Consider the following 13,606-nt stretch of genomic DNA (forward strand, 5'->3'; position numbering starts at 1 on the left):
CATTTCGTGTTGCTTTGGCCCGCTCCCGCCAAATTAAATTTATTTCTCCATATCATTGGACGCCGTGAAGATGGTTACCATCTGCTCCAAACCGCTTTTCAATTTGTTGATTATTGCGATTGGCTGGAATTTCGGCCTAGTGCAGACGGGCGTATTGAACACTTATCACCCTTACCGGGGGTGCCGGTAGAACACGATCTGGTGTATCGGGCAGCTTTGCTCTTGCAGCAGAGAACGGCCTGCTCCCAGGGAGTAGAAGTCCGGATTCGTAAGCACCTCCCCATGGGCGGCGGGTTGGGTGGTGGAAGCTCGGATGCGGCGACTACCCTGGTGGCTTTAAATCATCTCTGGGAAACGGGGTTATCTATCTCCCAATTAGCTCAATTGGGGTTGGAATTGGGCGCCGATGTGCCGGTATTTATCTATGGCCGCGCGGCTTGGGCGGAAGGGGTGGGAGAGCAGTTGCAGCCCCTTGAGTTACCCGAGCCCTGGTATTTGATCGTTACTCCGGCAGTTCAGGTATCCACCCGTGAGGTATTTATCGCTCCAGAATTGACACGGGATTGCAAACCTATGACAATATCGGGTCTTCTTGCCGGCGAAGGGGAGAATGTGTGCGAGCCTGTGGTGCGGGGGCTCTACCCCGTGGTTGCTGATGCCCTTGATTGGTTGTCCCAGTTTTCACCGGCGAGGATGACAGGTACGGGCAGCAGTATATTTGCGGCGTTCGATGGAAAATCCCAAGCCTTAGCGGCATTAGCATGTATGCCTTCCCACTGGCAAGGTATTGTTGCTAAAGGCTGTAATTATTCGCTATTGTTAGATTGTTTGGAGAAAACGGGCTGCTAACGGTATTTTAGTATTGTTGGGGTGTCGCCAAGAGGTAAGGCACGGGGTTTTGATCCCCGCATTCCCAGGTTCGAATCCTGGCACCCCAGCCATTTTTTGAAATGTTCATTAATATTATTTTTTCTCTTCTCTGAGAGTAACAGTGCTAACACGCACAGGAAAATTCCGTACTTACCCTCCAGGAACTCCCGATACTGGATCTGGTTCTTCATCTCGCTTGGTTATTCTTAGCGGTAATGCCCATGTTCAGCTGTCGAAAGATATTGCTACCTATCTCCATCTTCCCCTGACTAAAGCTCAGGTAAGTCGCTTCAGCGATGGGGAAGTCATGGTAGAGCTGATGGAGCATGTGCGCGGCAAGGATGTCTTTATCATTCAGCCTACCTGCGCACCTACTAATGATAATTTAATGGAATTACTGATCCTGGTGGATGCGGTTCGGCGTTCCTCCGCGGCCCGAATCACCACGGTGATCCCCTATTTTGGTTATTCCCGCCAAGACCGTAGGCCCCGCTCGGCCCGTGTCCCTATCAGCGCCAAAGTCGTTGCTAATATGATTACCGTGGTAGGTGCCGACCGGGTACTGACGGTGGATCTCCATGCGGACCAGATTCAGGGATTTTTCGACTTGCCGGTAGATAATGTCTATGCTTCGCCGGTTCTTCTAGGTGATATTTGGAAGCATGAATATGCTAATTTAATCGTTGTGTCACCTGACGTGGGCGGGGTAGTGAGGGCCCGTGCCTTGGCAAAGCACTTGGAAGCGGAGTTGGCGATTATCGATAAGCGCCGACCTCACCCTAACGAAGCCAAGGTCATGCATATTATTGGTGATGTTGAAGAGCGTACCTGCGTGCTGGTGGATGATTTAGTGGATACGGCGGGCACTTTGTGCGAGGCTGCCCGCGCCCTTAAGCAAAAGGGGGCAGCCAAGGTGATAGCCTATTGCACCCATCCGGTTCTTTCTGGACCAGCGGTAGACAATATCAACAAGTCCATGCTGGATGAGCTGGTGGTAACGGACACCATCCCACTGCATCAAGAGGCGGCTGCTTGTAGTAAAATCCGTCAGCTAAGTATCGCTGAAATGCTGGCCGAGACCGTATACCGGATTAGCGCTGAGGAGTCGGTCAGCTCCCTTTTTGTGGAATAAATGCCCCTTATCGTTGTGCGTTAACCCTGGTCGCGGGGAAGGCGAGAATAACGTATGGGGCGCTTTTGATTCGTCAACAGGAGACTAAAAGACAATGGAAAACCTATTTGAACTCCACGCCGATGTCCGCGTTGAGCAGGGAAAAGGTGCGAGCCGCCGCCTGCGTCGCGCCGGCAAGGTGCCCGCCGTTTTATATGGCGCTGCAAAAGAGCCTATTTCTCTTCTTTTTGATCATAACTTGCTTTTTCGGCATCTAAGCCATGATGCATTTTACTCCCATATCTTAACTATCCATGCGAATGGCAAGGCGGAAAGGGTGGTCCTTAAAGCCTTGCAACGAGATCCGGTTAATCCCAACAAAGTGCTCCACCTGGATTTGCAACGAGTTAGCTCTACCCAAAAGCTGACTATCAAGGTGCCTCTACATTTTATTGGCGATGAGATGGCTCCTGGGGTGAAGCAAGAAGGCGGTACGGTGGCCCGTCTTCTGAACGATATTGAGATTAGTTGCTTGGCTAAAGACTTGCCTGAGTATATCGAAGTTGATTTAGCCGATTTAGGGGTTGGCGAGACGGTCCATCTATCCGATCTGAAGCTCCCCGGGGGGGTTGAGATTCCAGCATTGAAGCTTGGCGAGGATTACGATCAACCGGTGGTCACTATCCATAAGCCCCGGGCTGCTGCCGAGGAAGAAGATACAGGCGCTGAAGGCGACGTTGAAGCCGCTGATGCCGAATAGGCTGACGTTCGTCCCATGGCTACCACCACTTGGTTATTAATTGGACTCGGTAATCCGGGGACGGAATATGCCCAGACTCGTCATAATGCCGGATTTTGGTGGCTAGATGCTTTTGCCAGTGAACTAGGTATTAATTTTAAGCCGGGGGCGAAGTTTTTTGGCGATTATGCCCGTGCCAATTGGCGCGGGCACGATCTCTGGCTGCTTAAGCCAGCGACTTTTATGAACCGAAGTGGCCAGGCGGTGCTTGCCCTCTTGAATTACTACCAAATCCCTCTTGAGCACTTGCTTATTGCCCATGATGATTTGGATTTACCCCCTGGAGTAGCCAAACTAAAGCGCGCTGGGGGCCATGGGGGACATAATGGCCTGCGGGATATTATCAACCGTCTTGGCCGGAGGGATTTTCTCAGGTTGCGTTTAGGGGTGGGCCATCCGGGAAGTGGCCAGGATGTGGTGAGCTACGTGCTAAACCGTCCTTCAAGGGAGGATCGGCAAGCAATTGAAGCGGCCATTGGCGCTGGACTTGAGGTACTGCCCGAGGTACTGGCGGGCGAAATGGAAAAGGCCATGCACCGATTGCACAGCCAAAGCTAGGAACTCATTATTCATGGGATTTAAATGCGGAATCGTGGGTTTGCCCAATGTGGGTAAATCTACTTTGTTTAATGCGCTTACCCAGGCGGGTATCGAGGCTCAGAATTACCCCTTTTGCACCATCGATCCTAATGTGGGTATGGTGCCCATGCCCGATCCAAGACTGGACAAAATCGCCGCCATTGTCCGTCCTCAACAGGTGCTTCCCACCACCATGATGTTTGTGGATATTGCCGGTCTGGTTGCGGGTGCTTCCCAGGGAGAAGGGCTTGGTAATCAGTTCCTCGCCCATATCCGCGAGACGGAAGCTATTGCCCATGTGGTGCGCTGTTTTGAAGACCAAAATGTCATTCATGTAGCCGGGCAGATCGATCCCTTGGGGGATATAGAGGTTATCGACACTGAGCTGGCCCTGGCGGATCTAGAAACGGTAGAAAAGGCTTTATCCCGTGCAACCCGGGCGGCAAAAGCGGATAAGGACGCCCTTGTCCTCAAAAGTTTGTTGGAGAAGGTGCGGGAGCACCTGAATGAGGGTAAATCAGTCCGGACCCTGGTGCTTGACCCGGAGGAGTGGAAAGAATTGCAATCCCTGCATTTACTCACCTCCAAGCCCGTCCTTTACATTGCTAATGTGGCTGAGGATGGCTTTGAGAACAATCCTTGGCTCAAGGCGCTAGAGGAATTCGCGGCAAGGGAAAGGGCCGAGGTCGTTCCCGTGTGTGCTGCTATTGAAGCGGAGCTGTCTCAATTGGATGATGCTGAAAGGGAAGAATTTTTGGCGGAGTTGGGCATTGAGGAGCCTGGTTTGAACCGGGTCATTCGTGCCGGTTATAAACTGCTGGGCTTGCAAACTTTTTTTACCGCTGGCCCGAAAGAAGTTCGTGCTTGGACGGTTCCCATTGGTGCAACAGCCCCCCAGGCTGCTGGAGTTATTCATACTGACTTTGAAAAAGGCTTCATTCGGGCGGAGGTTATCTCCTATGAAGACTTTATTGCTTGCCAGGGGGAGCAAGGCGCCAAGGAAGCGGGTAAATGGCGTCTTGAAGGAAAGGACTACGTAGTTCAGGATGGCGATGTCGTGCATTTTCGCTTCAATGTATAATGATTGCTCTTCTGGACAATTTACTGCTAGATAACGTAAAATATTTTTTTCATCTTGAAGTCGTGTTTTTAGATACGGACGACTCTCATCGCAAATTTCAAAGCTTTTTGGCTATGTAGCTCAGTTGGTTAGAGCGCGGCACTCATAATGCTGAGGTCGGTGGTTCGAATCCACCCATAGCCACCAAATACCCATCCAGGAAAATAGAAAGAAGTCCGGAAAGCTATTGTATTTACTAGCTTTTGGCTTTTTTTATTGCCCAAGGCGGTCTTAAGGAGGTTATTGCTATCTCACGGTAACCTTAGCGGTATCCCAACGACCGTCAGAGCGCCAGCATTGGTGCTCACTGCAAGCGAAATCATAGTGCTTTTGATCTGGTAATTTCCTCCCGAAAGATGCCCACGACAGAATGGCGTAATCAGGGCTTGTTCAAAACGAGCTAACCCCCCATCCGTGGACGCCTCCAGTCTTGTTGGTATTGAGCGGACAACCATTTCCTGTATTAGCACCTAGTACCCGCGCTTAGGCGCACAATACAGAGTCTAAGCATGCTATATTATATATGCAAAATACATATTATACGCTTAATGCCAGCGCGTACTTCTATCGGAATCCTGAAGTCACTAGCTGCAAGAGGCCCATTGCAGCTTACTGAGAGGGGAGATAAAAGAAAATTTCAGTCCTCCAGGCAGGGCAATTAAACGAATTTTACTAGGGGATTATTCCCACAATACGTTAGCGTAGGTTTTCGCACCTATGCTCCCTAAACTCGAAACTGCATTTTATGCAGCATTCCTGAGTTTAATAACCAGAGGGATTTTTATGATAAAAAAATATTTAAAAGCTACTCTCCTTTTTTTATTTTCTGGATTGCTGATCATAACTTACAGTACCCCCAAGGCTTCGGAACATAAAGATTTCTTCAGGCAAATTCTGGAACAGAAAAAGCTCTTTCTACATGCCCCTGACTCTCTTCCCCTTGAATTCCGATCAACCCATGATCGCCACATCCTCGGCAACATGCGGGTAATGATCTTAGAGGGCCGGGAAACCTTCCGGTTTGATACCTTCGGCAATGAGCTATTTTGGGGTAAAACCTTAAGGCTTCATGAAGCGATTAAGGGCGCAAGTTTAGGGGGCGAGGGGCCAGGACTAACCCCTTCTCAAGCACTCGCCCTAGGATTGAAAGTTGATGTAAAGGCCCTCCCGTTTAGTTTTCAAAGAGATTTAAGGCGAGGACGTGTTGATCTAGAAGATCCGGTGAATACGGTGGAATTGCTTAGGCTGAATGCCGTGGTAGGTTTGACCGGTTTCTTTGATAGCCAAGAAAATTTGACGGCTGTGGGAGTTCAGTGCGCTTTATGTCATTCCTTGGTGGATGATTCATTGGCGCCGGGTATTGGGCATCGGCTGGATGGGTGGGCTAACCGGGATCTCAATATAGGGCAAATTATTGCCTTAGCACCCAATTTGCAACCCTTTGTCGATCTTTTGCAAATTGTCGATAGCAGTATCGATGCAGACACGGTAAGGGCAGTGCTAAATTCTTGGGGAGCAGGTAAATTTGATGCCCAACTGTTCCTGGATGGCAAGGCATTCAATCCTGAACGAACTGATCCCAAAACGGGCGAACCAGCATCAGCCGCCACCATGCTCCCTTCTGTTTTTGGTCTTGCCGGGGTAAACTTGCACACCTGGACAGGATGGGGATCGGTTCCCCATTGGAATGCCTTTGTCGCCACTTTAGAGATGCAGGGAAAAGGAAGGTTTTTTGATCCCCGGTTAAATAACCCCGAGCAGTTTCCTATTGCCGCGGCAATGGGCTTTGGAAATTTAAATGAGCATATCGATCCGGAAGAAGATCGGATTACCTCAAAACTCCCGGCCCTGCATTTCTATCAACTTTCCCTTCCCGCACCCAAGCCTAATCAAGGCGATTTCAACTCGGCAGCAGCGGAACGGGGACATGCACTCTTCAAAGTAAATTGCAATCGCTGTCACACTGAACCTCTTTTTACCGAACCGGGCTGGAATATGCATCCTCCTCAAGAGATCGGCATTGATGCTTTCCAGGCCAACAGGAGCCCCGATAAGGCTTACCGCACACCCCCCCTCTCGGGCATCTTTGTACGGGAGAAAGGTCTTTTCATAAAAGACGAAAACAAAGGCCAATTCTTCCATGACGGCCGCTTCTCAACCTTGCTAGAAGTTATCAACCATTACGATAATTTTCTGAGTTTAGGTCTCAACGAAAATGAAAAGGAAGACTTAGTAGAATACCTAAAATCGCTTTAACGCCTGATTTAAAAATAGCAGGCACAAGTGTAGTGACTTACAAACTCCAACGAATTAGGGGAGAGGTGTACAATCCGCATGGAGCGCTTACCTTTCCAAGTGGAACGGCAAACGCCCCATGCGGGTTTAGATTTCTATCGATTTAACTTACCTCGCGGAATTTTCCATCCCTAGCACCATTGCGTAGCTTTGGTGTTTGGGTGGAGATGAATAGCGAAGCGAGCGTTGTTCGCTAATCTTTCGCTCTTTCCTGTTTTTTGATGTATTCCCTCAATACTTCGAGCGGCACTGCTCCAGCGGTTATCAGGCAATAAGCTCTAGTCCATAGAACAGGTTTCCAGTAGAAGTTGAGTAGATACTCATTGAACTCTTTTCGGATCAACCTACTGGTGACCGTTTCTAGGCTATTGATGAATTTGCTCGGCATTATATTGGGGTGCATATCCAGAAGTAGATGAACATGGTCAGCTTCGCCGCCAAACTCATCGAGGGCTATTCCCCACTTGGCACATTGCTCTTGGCATATCACTTCTAACCGCTGAAGCATGGCTTGCGTAAAACATTGTCGCCTGTATTGAGTCATCAACACCAATCAGCATGACGATGAGAGCCTACAAGTTCAGGATTTATCCTAATGCTGAGCAGACAATACTTCTGGCTAAGCACTTCGGGTGTGCTCGATTTGTTTATAACTGGGCTTTATCAGAGAAGAAAAAGCATGACGAAGCGAGCGGGAAAAGTCTCTCTAAACGAGCCTTTCAGGACGCTTTAGTTGCCAGTAAAAAAGCGGATAAAGGCTGGCTCAATGAAGTCAATAGCCAAAGTCTTTTGGCCTTGCTCAATCACTTAGATAAAGCCTTTTCCAATTTTTCCAAAGGATTAGCTAAATTTCCCCGCTTCAAAAGCAAGTAGGCGGGTCGTCAGTCCTTCCAATGCCCGCAACCTACTCAGGTTGACCATGAAAACGCGATATTCATCTACCTAAACTCAAAGGTATCAAGGCCAAGCTACACCGTAATTTTACGGGCAAGATAAAAACAGTCACCGTTACTCGCAGCGCATCCAACAAATACCTTGCAAGCGTACTGATTGATGAGGCTACACAGGTACCTATCCCGGCCACGATTGAAGTCAGTCAAACGCTGGGGCTTGAGCATCTATTGATTGATAGCGAAGGGCGTAGAGTTGATAACCCACGGTATCACCGACAAGCCTTGAAAAGGCTGGCAATTGAGCAAAGAAAATTGGCACGTCAGCAAAAAGGCTCAAGCAATAGAACCCAGCAAAGACGAAGGGTTGCTAGGGTTCATGGGCGGGTAGTCAACCAGAGAAACAATTTCATTCACCCAATCACAGCAAGGTTGGTTGGCAAAGGCCAGGCAACTACCTTTGCCGTTGAAGATTTGAATGTCAAAGGCATGGTAAAGAACCGCAAACGATCTAGGGCTATTCAAGATGTCGGCTGGGGAATGTTTTTGACAACGCTTGAATATAAGTGTCGTTGGAATGGAAAAAATCTTATTCGCATCGCTCGATTCGAGCCTAGCTCAAAACTTTGTAATCGCTGTGGTTATAAAGCGTCCATTATGCCACTGTCAGTACGTCAGTGGTGCTGTCCTGCGTGTCAATCGGTTAATGGCCGCGATATCAACGCAGCAAAAAATATAAGAGATTTCGCTTTAGCTGATGTGCTGGGACACAGCGCTTGTATCAAGAGTTCCCCTGCGACAACACCTATCAGCGTAGGTATCACAGCGAAAGGTGCCGAACATTTAGCTCGTCACGGGTCGCAAGAAGCCCCTGCTAGAGCCGATAAATCGGCTTAGTAGCAGGGGTATGTCACTAGCTGCTTCAAGATCGCAGGATAGTAGAGGCGGAGTATGAATTGGGCCTTTTAAAATCTTTGACCTGGCGTGTAACAAAATATTATTTTCTGGCTAGCTTTCAGAGTCATCTGGGCTAAAGCTGATGATGGTATCTCCCGTTTCAGGAGGATTCAAACCAGCAAGGGGATAAAAGGTAAGCTGGCCGTTTTTAGTTACCACCGCGATTAATATCAATTCCTGGGGACGATCCTGAAGATAATCCTCATAGGTATACTCTTCCGTGAGTTGTGTGCTGCGAAATTCCCAGCCATGGTAGTAGTGACGCATGAAATCCTCATATTGAGTATTTTCGTCAAAGGCGATTCTCCCTCGCGCCGAGCGGGCAAAGGTTTTATCCTTTTCGCTGGAATTTGCTATGGAAGGCAACTGGAAGACATGATTTTGACCTAGTTGCGGCGCGAAGCGGGTACACACAAGGGCATTGTAGGCGTCATTGGCGGTGACGGCCAGCACATAGCTGATGGCATTGAGTTCAAGAGAAGTTTCCGCAATTTCAGATAATATTTGTCCCCGGTATATCTCCAAATTCGATAGGCGCGCAGCCCGTAAGTGATGCCATGAAGTGTCGTTTACAATCACGGGAATGCCTAGTTTTTTAAGCGAGCGGGCTAGATCGACTGACCAGGGAGTAGCGCCTACGATAAGTACCCCGTTGGGATTATGAGCGGCGAGACCTAGAAGACGTCCTAGCCCCGCCATGGTGAGACCGTGCAGAATGACGGTAGCGGCGATCAGCGCAAAGACTAACGGCAGGAGTTGATCGGCGCCTTTAAAACCTTGCTGGATAAGAGGGAAGGCCAGTAAACCCGCCATTGAAGCGGCGACAATGCCTCGGGGAGCAATCCAGGCGATGAGCAATCTTTCCCGCCACTTTATCCCCGTTCCTAAAGTGGCAAGATAGACGGAAAGAGGCCGCACGAAAAAGATAGCGATGCCCAGCAAGGCAAGGCTGTGCCAATCTAGTCTGGCGAGCGTTTCAAGCTCGATGTTGGCGCTCAACACGATAAAGAGCGTTGAAACAAGGATAAGGGTGATATGTTCCTTGAAACGGCGCAGTTCTTCAATGTTACGCAGCCGTTGGTTGGCGACGACGACGCCTGCCACGGTAACGGCTAGCAGCCCCGCTTCTTCTTGGACGGCATTGATGGCGACATAGAGCAAGAGTACGGCGCCAAGCATCACCGGAGATTTCAGGAATTCCGGGACATGCCCCCGGTGAAAGGCCCAACTTAACAAGTAGCCAAAGCCGATACCTGCGCTGGTAGCAGCGAGCAAGCCTAGGCCAAGGTTGCCTAGCGCCGCAAGTATCCCGTGCTCAGGGGACTCCATTACCCAGTACCACACGGCCCAATACTGGAAGACTAAAATGGCAAGCAAGGCGCCTAGTGGATCATTAATAATTCCCTCCCATTTAAGCAGCGCCGCCGTACGGCGCTGAAGGCGGGCAAATTTCAACAGCGGCATAAGCACTGTAGGACCCGTGACTACACTGATGGCGCCGAAGAGGGTAGCTATTGGCCAAGAGAGGCCCGCGATAAAGTGCGCTGCTGCTGTATTGAGGGTCCAGGTTAAAAATAATCCCAAGCTGACTAAACGCCTTACATCGACGCCAGCTTCTTTGTATTCATGCCACTGAAGGTTAAGTCCGCCTTCGAATAAAATGATGGCCACGGAGAGAGCTATTAAAGGAGGGAGGATATGGCCGAAAGTTTGCTCCGGATCGAGCCAGCCTAAGACCGGTCCAAGCGCGAAACCAGCCATTAACAGCAGCACAATAGCCGGGACTTGAAAGCGCCATGCTAGCCACTGGATGCTAACCCCAAGCACGACAATAAACGAAAAAATGAGGATTAGATCAGATTCCATAAAATGTTGTTTGGTAGAAACATAGAGGTAAGGATAGCAGGCTATTGAGTCTTGTCCCTATCCGCGGCGTTAACTATCCTCAAGCTATGAAGTTTCTCTGGTCGTGTTTTAGATTAGGAGAATTGAGTAGATTGACACTGGGCAAAAGCCTAGCAGTTCATCCAATAAACTCAAGGAAGAAAAAACAGGCGCTTTCCAGGGCGCTTATTCCTGTGTATTTCACCTGATACACCCTGTTAGGCGAATGGCGCGCCACAGGATGGGCCTCTCCAAAGTCCGCCAATTGGTATGGTATCGCCATTGGACTGTCTGTTAAACGATAGGGAGCTAGTATGCAGGCGTAAAGTTGTTATCTCAGAGATGGAACACCGCCGTTTCTCTTAGTCCATAATGGTTATTAGGATGGAAGCAATTCTTGGGAGGAGACTGGAGAACCAGGGTGGTGACGTGGGCCAGGTACAGGCAATTCCACGGCCGGCCTGCGCACATATAATCAGCCGGTGGGGAATGGGGTCAGGGTTGTCCGCTAAGCGATGAAATAGAGGAGGGAATCAATTGTGGGGGCGAGCAGCCAGACTATTTTTACTTAGCCCATAGGGCAGATAGGCGTGGGGGATATGCCACATACCGGCGGCCGAGCAGAAGTATCTCACGCCGTGGGCGTCGGGCCGATCCTTAGGAGGAGGCGATGCAATGAGAGGCGTTATTATAACTGCTCTGCTAACATTGATATTTTTATTTTGGCTGGCGGGGGGGCTTTACGGTTTTTTAAAAACCAAAAATAAGTCGCCAGAGGCCAAGCGAACGGTGGCCTATATTCTTGGATATCCCTTGCTGGCGGTTTATGTGGCGAGTGATGGCTTACCGCCGGCCGCAATCGTCTTCCCTGTTGGCCTGGGAGGCGTGTTTTGGCTATTGGCTGGTATGCACCTACAGAAAGTTTTAGAAGGTGAGTACCCACCCACGCCTGGGACATTTATTGGACTTTCCATAAAGTATTGCCTTGGCGGCGTCCTCGGCGCATTTCTTCTGGGCGCTTTGCTTCAATACGCCGGGCTGTTTTAGGTGCCGTTTGGGGTAAGATAGCAATGCCCTCCTTTGTGGATTGAACGACCATCATCGGATTGAGTTTATAGTAGGGCTTTAGCGCAAATTTTCGAAAAAGCTCAATAAAGGCAAGTCGATCAGTTTAGAAATATCAAAATTACTTTGCCTATGATGTGCGTATTTGCTAAAGCTAATGGGGGCTGGCAAAATTAATAATTATTTGATATAGGGATAAAAATAAGTATTAGTCAATAGCTGATTGCGTATGATAAGGCGCAGGTTGATCAGTTTATTTTATGTTGGGCGTAAACATGACGAATACAGCGAACGAAGTGGAGTGCGCTTACTGTGGCGCCGTGCTTCCAGATGGACACACGTCGCCTTGCCCCCAGTGCGGAAAGAAGGGACGGAAAATCTCGGTCAGCGTAGCCGAAGAAATCAACGTTGCCGAGAAGGTGACATGGGAGAAGCGACGAGAGTTTTATGAAAAGCATCCGCTGGCATGGGCGACGGTCATCGCTATAACAATTGGCGCACCATTTCTCGGTTTATTCTTGGCGGGGTGGGCTGGGGTGATCGCCGGCTTGGCGCTAGGCGGTATCGCATATTGGATTGGTCCGATTGCGGTCACGAAAGTAAGAGAGATTGAGCGGGGTGGTTAATTCTCGCCCAACAAGTCGCTCCAGCCGACCGTCAAACCGCTGCGCGGCTCGCCGTCGGCTGAGCTTCGGCGTTGGGCTTTTTGGCAGCAGTGTTTTCTCTATAACCATTTAATATCCCGAGATTTAAATTAAAAATGAGATTTTTTGATTATGATAAAATGATTACAAAGTTTGGGGTGCATCGTGATGAGTCAAATTATAAATCTGGAATTAAGTAACAGTACATTTGAAGCTATTCAAAAAAAAGCTAAAGAAGCCGGCCTATCGCCATCCAATTTAATAAAAGAGCTACTAGAGAAAAAATATCATTCTAAAGTGATGTCTGAAGAGGGTAAGGATAAAGCGCGTTCTAATTTTGAACGCCATTTTGGTGGGTTTGATTTAGGTTATTCAATGGGAGCGGATAACGAAGATATTGATAAAGAGTTGGCAAATTCGTATATGGATAGTAATGGGGCGGGTTAATGTTACTGGACACTTCTGGCCTTTACTGTTTACTTCACAAAGCAGAATTTTTTCATAAGCAAGCGTGTGAATTTTACTACTCTGCTCAGAGGCGAGTGACAAATAATTATGTTTTAGACGAGTTTATTGCACTGGCTAGTGTGCGCCGACTCCCTCGGGAAAAATCTTTAGCGTTCGTCACCGATTTATTAAACAATCCTGATATTCAGGTGATTTGGATAGATGAATCACTAAATAACGAAGCGTTAACTTTGCTGCATGCACGAAAAGATAAAGGTTATTCTTTACGTGATGCCGTCAGTTTTATAATTATGCGCCAAAAAAACATTGATGAAGCATTGACGACAGACATCACTTTGAACAGGAAGGTTTTCGGCGGCTTCTTATTTAGCGTAATAGTAGCGAAAGGGTACAGCCTAACAGGGCGCTGTAGAGAACATTTGACAAAGTGCGCCAACCTGCGTTCCGCGTAGAACAGGCGTGTTTGTCAAATACCGCTGAGCTTGGTCGTTAAGTTTTTAGGAATTTTGTAATGGCAAAAGATTGGAAAGAATTAACCACTGACGAGCTTCTAAACTTTAACGGACCCGAGACAGCGGAGATAGCTCGGTTTGAGAGAATTATGCAGCAACGCACTGCGGAGTCTCTCAGAGAATTTCAGTCCGAGCTATCGAATACCGCTAATCATATAAATCAATCCACGGATCGGATAGTCGGAGTTGGTAATAGGTTGATTAAAACAATTGAAGCACAAGGAGAGGCTCAAAAGAAACATCAGCGATCAATCGTCTGGCTCACAGTTGTAATTGCGGTCGCTACTGTGGCTTATGTAATTATCACCTGGTTCTCAGTACAAACGATGCAAGAAGCCAATGATATTCAGCGCAAATCAGCCAACATTGAGCGGTCCGGGAATACAAAAACCTAACAAATCGTTGGAGACGG

The 13,606-nt window shown here is 48.6% G+C and carries 16 protein-coding genes and 2 tRNA genes; 15 read left to right on the forward strand and 3 right to left on the reverse strand.

The window, feature by feature from the left end; translation table 11 throughout:
* Nucleotides 1-6: 6 nt before the first annotated feature.
* The 8 genes from ispE to NOC_RS02875 all read left to right on the forward strand — a co-directional run bounded on the left by ispE (nucleotide 7) and on the right by NOC_RS02875 (nucleotide 6,735).
* Nucleotides 7-849: a 4-(cytidine 5'-diphospho)-2-C-methyl-D-erythritol kinase gene (gene ispE, locus NOC_RS02840; RefSeq protein ID WP_002812113.1), complete on the forward strand. Its 843-nt coding sequence runs from the start codon at nucleotides 7-9 to the stop codon at nucleotides 847-849.
* A gap of 17 nt (nucleotides 850-866) precedes the next feature.
* Nucleotides 867-941, forward strand: a tRNA-Gln gene (locus tag NOC_RS02845).
* Between the two features lie 125 nt (nucleotides 942-1,066).
* Nucleotides 1,067-2,002: a ribose-phosphate diphosphokinase gene (locus NOC_RS02850; RefSeq protein WP_002812030.1), complete on the forward strand. Its 936-nt coding sequence runs from the start codon at nucleotides 1,067-1,069 to the stop codon at nucleotides 2,000-2,002.
* 94 nt (nucleotides 2,003-2,096) lie between these two features.
* Nucleotides 2,097-2,741 (forward strand): 50S ribosomal protein L25/general stress protein Ctc, encoded by a 645-nt coding sequence (locus NOC_RS02855; protein WP_002811910.1) that lies wholly within the window; start codon nucleotides 2,097-2,099, stop codon nucleotides 2,739-2,741.
* Between the two features lie 15 nt (nucleotides 2,742-2,756).
* Nucleotides 2,757-3,338 carry an aminoacyl-tRNA hydrolase gene (gene pth / locus NOC_RS02860; protein ID WP_002812261.1) on the forward strand — a complete coding sequence of 194 codons (582 nt, stop codon included), beginning with the start codon at nucleotides 2,757-2,759 and terminating at the stop codon, nucleotides 3,336-3,338.
* Between the two features lie 13 nt (nucleotides 3,339-3,351).
* Nucleotides 3,352-4,440, forward strand: a complete 1,089-nt coding sequence (gene ychF / locus NOC_RS02865; protein ID WP_002813329.1) for a redox-regulated ATPase YchF — start codon at nucleotides 3,352-3,354, stop codon at nucleotides 4,438-4,440.
* A gap of 109 nt (nucleotides 4,441-4,549) precedes the next feature.
* Nucleotides 4,550-4,626 (forward strand) — tRNA-Met (locus tag NOC_RS02870).
* Nucleotides 4,627-5,262: 636 nt separating this feature from the next.
* Nucleotides 5,263-6,735, forward strand: coding sequence for a hypothetical protein (locus NOC_RS02875; RefSeq protein ID WP_002812609.1), 1,473 nt, complete (start codon nucleotides 5,263-5,265; stop codon nucleotides 6,733-6,735).
* 232 nt (nucleotides 6,736-6,967) lie between these two features.
* On the opposite strand, the gene tnpA is transcribed toward NOC_RS02875, so the two are convergent.
* On the reverse strand, nucleotides 6,968-7,318 hold the full coding sequence (tnpA, locus tag NOC_RS02880; RefSeq protein WP_011330374.1) for an IS200/IS605 family transposase: 351 nt from the start codon (nucleotides 7,316-7,318) through the stop codon (nucleotides 6,968-6,970).
* A gap of 20 nt (nucleotides 7,319-7,338) precedes the next feature.
* Here tnpA and NOC_RS17795 point away from each other — a divergent pair, with 20 nt between their 5' ends.
* On the forward strand, nucleotides 7,339-7,647 hold the full coding sequence (locus NOC_RS17795; protein WP_002813200.1) for a helix-turn-helix domain-containing protein: 309 nt from the start codon (nucleotides 7,339-7,341) through the stop codon (nucleotides 7,645-7,647).
* A 59-nt stretch (nucleotides 7,648-7,706) separates the two neighbouring features.
* Nucleotides 7,707-8,561: a transposase gene (locus NOC_RS17800; protein ID WP_256998782.1), complete on the forward strand. Its 855-nt coding sequence runs from the start codon at nucleotides 7,707-7,709 to the stop codon at nucleotides 8,559-8,561.
* 111 nt (nucleotides 8,562-8,672) lie between these two features.
* Here NOC_RS17800 and NOC_RS02890 read toward each other — a convergent pair whose 3' ends face one another.
* Both NOC_RS02890 and NOC_RS17255 read right to left on the reverse strand, forming a co-directional pair.
* Entirely contained in the window at nucleotides 8,673-10,487 is a 1,815-nt protein-coding gene (locus tag NOC_RS02890; RefSeq protein WP_002811876.1) for a cation:proton antiporter, read from the reverse strand.
* Nucleotides 10,488-10,644: 157 nt separating this feature from the next.
* On the reverse strand, nucleotides 10,645-10,788 hold the full coding sequence (locus NOC_RS17255; RefSeq protein ID WP_002812190.1) for a hypothetical protein: 144 nt from the start codon (nucleotides 10,786-10,788) through the stop codon (nucleotides 10,645-10,647).
* Between the two features lie 392 nt (nucleotides 10,789-11,180).
* On the opposite strand from NOC_RS17255, the gene NOC_RS02895 reads away from it, so the two are divergent.
* The 5 genes from NOC_RS02895 to NOC_RS17260 all read left to right on the forward strand — a co-directional run bounded on the left by NOC_RS02895 (nucleotide 11,181) and on the right by NOC_RS17260 (nucleotide 13,589).
* Nucleotides 11,181-11,552, forward strand: coding sequence for a hypothetical protein (locus tag NOC_RS02895; protein ID WP_002812008.1), 372 nt, complete (start codon nucleotides 11,181-11,183; stop codon nucleotides 11,550-11,552).
* 293 nt (nucleotides 11,553-11,845) lie between these two features.
* Nucleotides 11,846-12,196 carry a hypothetical protein gene (locus NOC_RS02900; RefSeq protein ID WP_147094498.1) on the forward strand — a complete coding sequence of 117 codons (351 nt, stop codon included), beginning with the start codon at nucleotides 11,846-11,848 and terminating at the stop codon, nucleotides 12,194-12,196.
* Nucleotides 12,197-12,382: 186 nt separating this feature from the next.
* A complete protein-coding gene (locus NOC_RS02905) occupies nucleotides 12,383-12,661 on the forward strand; it encodes a hypothetical protein (protein ID WP_002813063.1) in 279 nt (92 codons plus the stop codon).
* The gene (locus tag NOC_RS02910; RefSeq protein WP_002813820.1) at nucleotides 12,661-13,134 is read left to right on the forward strand and encodes a type II toxin-antitoxin system VapC family toxin; all 474 of its coding nucleotides are present in this window, start codon (nucleotides 12,661-12,663) and stop codon (nucleotides 13,132-13,134) included. The genes NOC_RS02905 and NOC_RS02910 overlap by 1 nt, the downstream gene beginning before the upstream one ends.
* A gap of 59 nt (nucleotides 13,135-13,193) precedes the next feature.
* On the forward strand, nucleotides 13,194-13,589 hold the full coding sequence (locus tag NOC_RS17260; RefSeq protein ID WP_011330376.1) for a hypothetical protein: 396 nt from the start codon (nucleotides 13,194-13,196) through the stop codon (nucleotides 13,587-13,589).
* Nucleotides 13,590-13,606 lie beyond the last annotated feature (17 nt).

Origin of the sequence: Nitrosococcus oceani ATCC 19707 (assembly GCF_000012805.1) — a bacterium.
Classification (GTDB): Bacteria; Pseudomonadota; Gammaproteobacteria; order Nitrosococcales; family Nitrosococcaceae; genus Nitrosococcus; species Nitrosococcus oceani.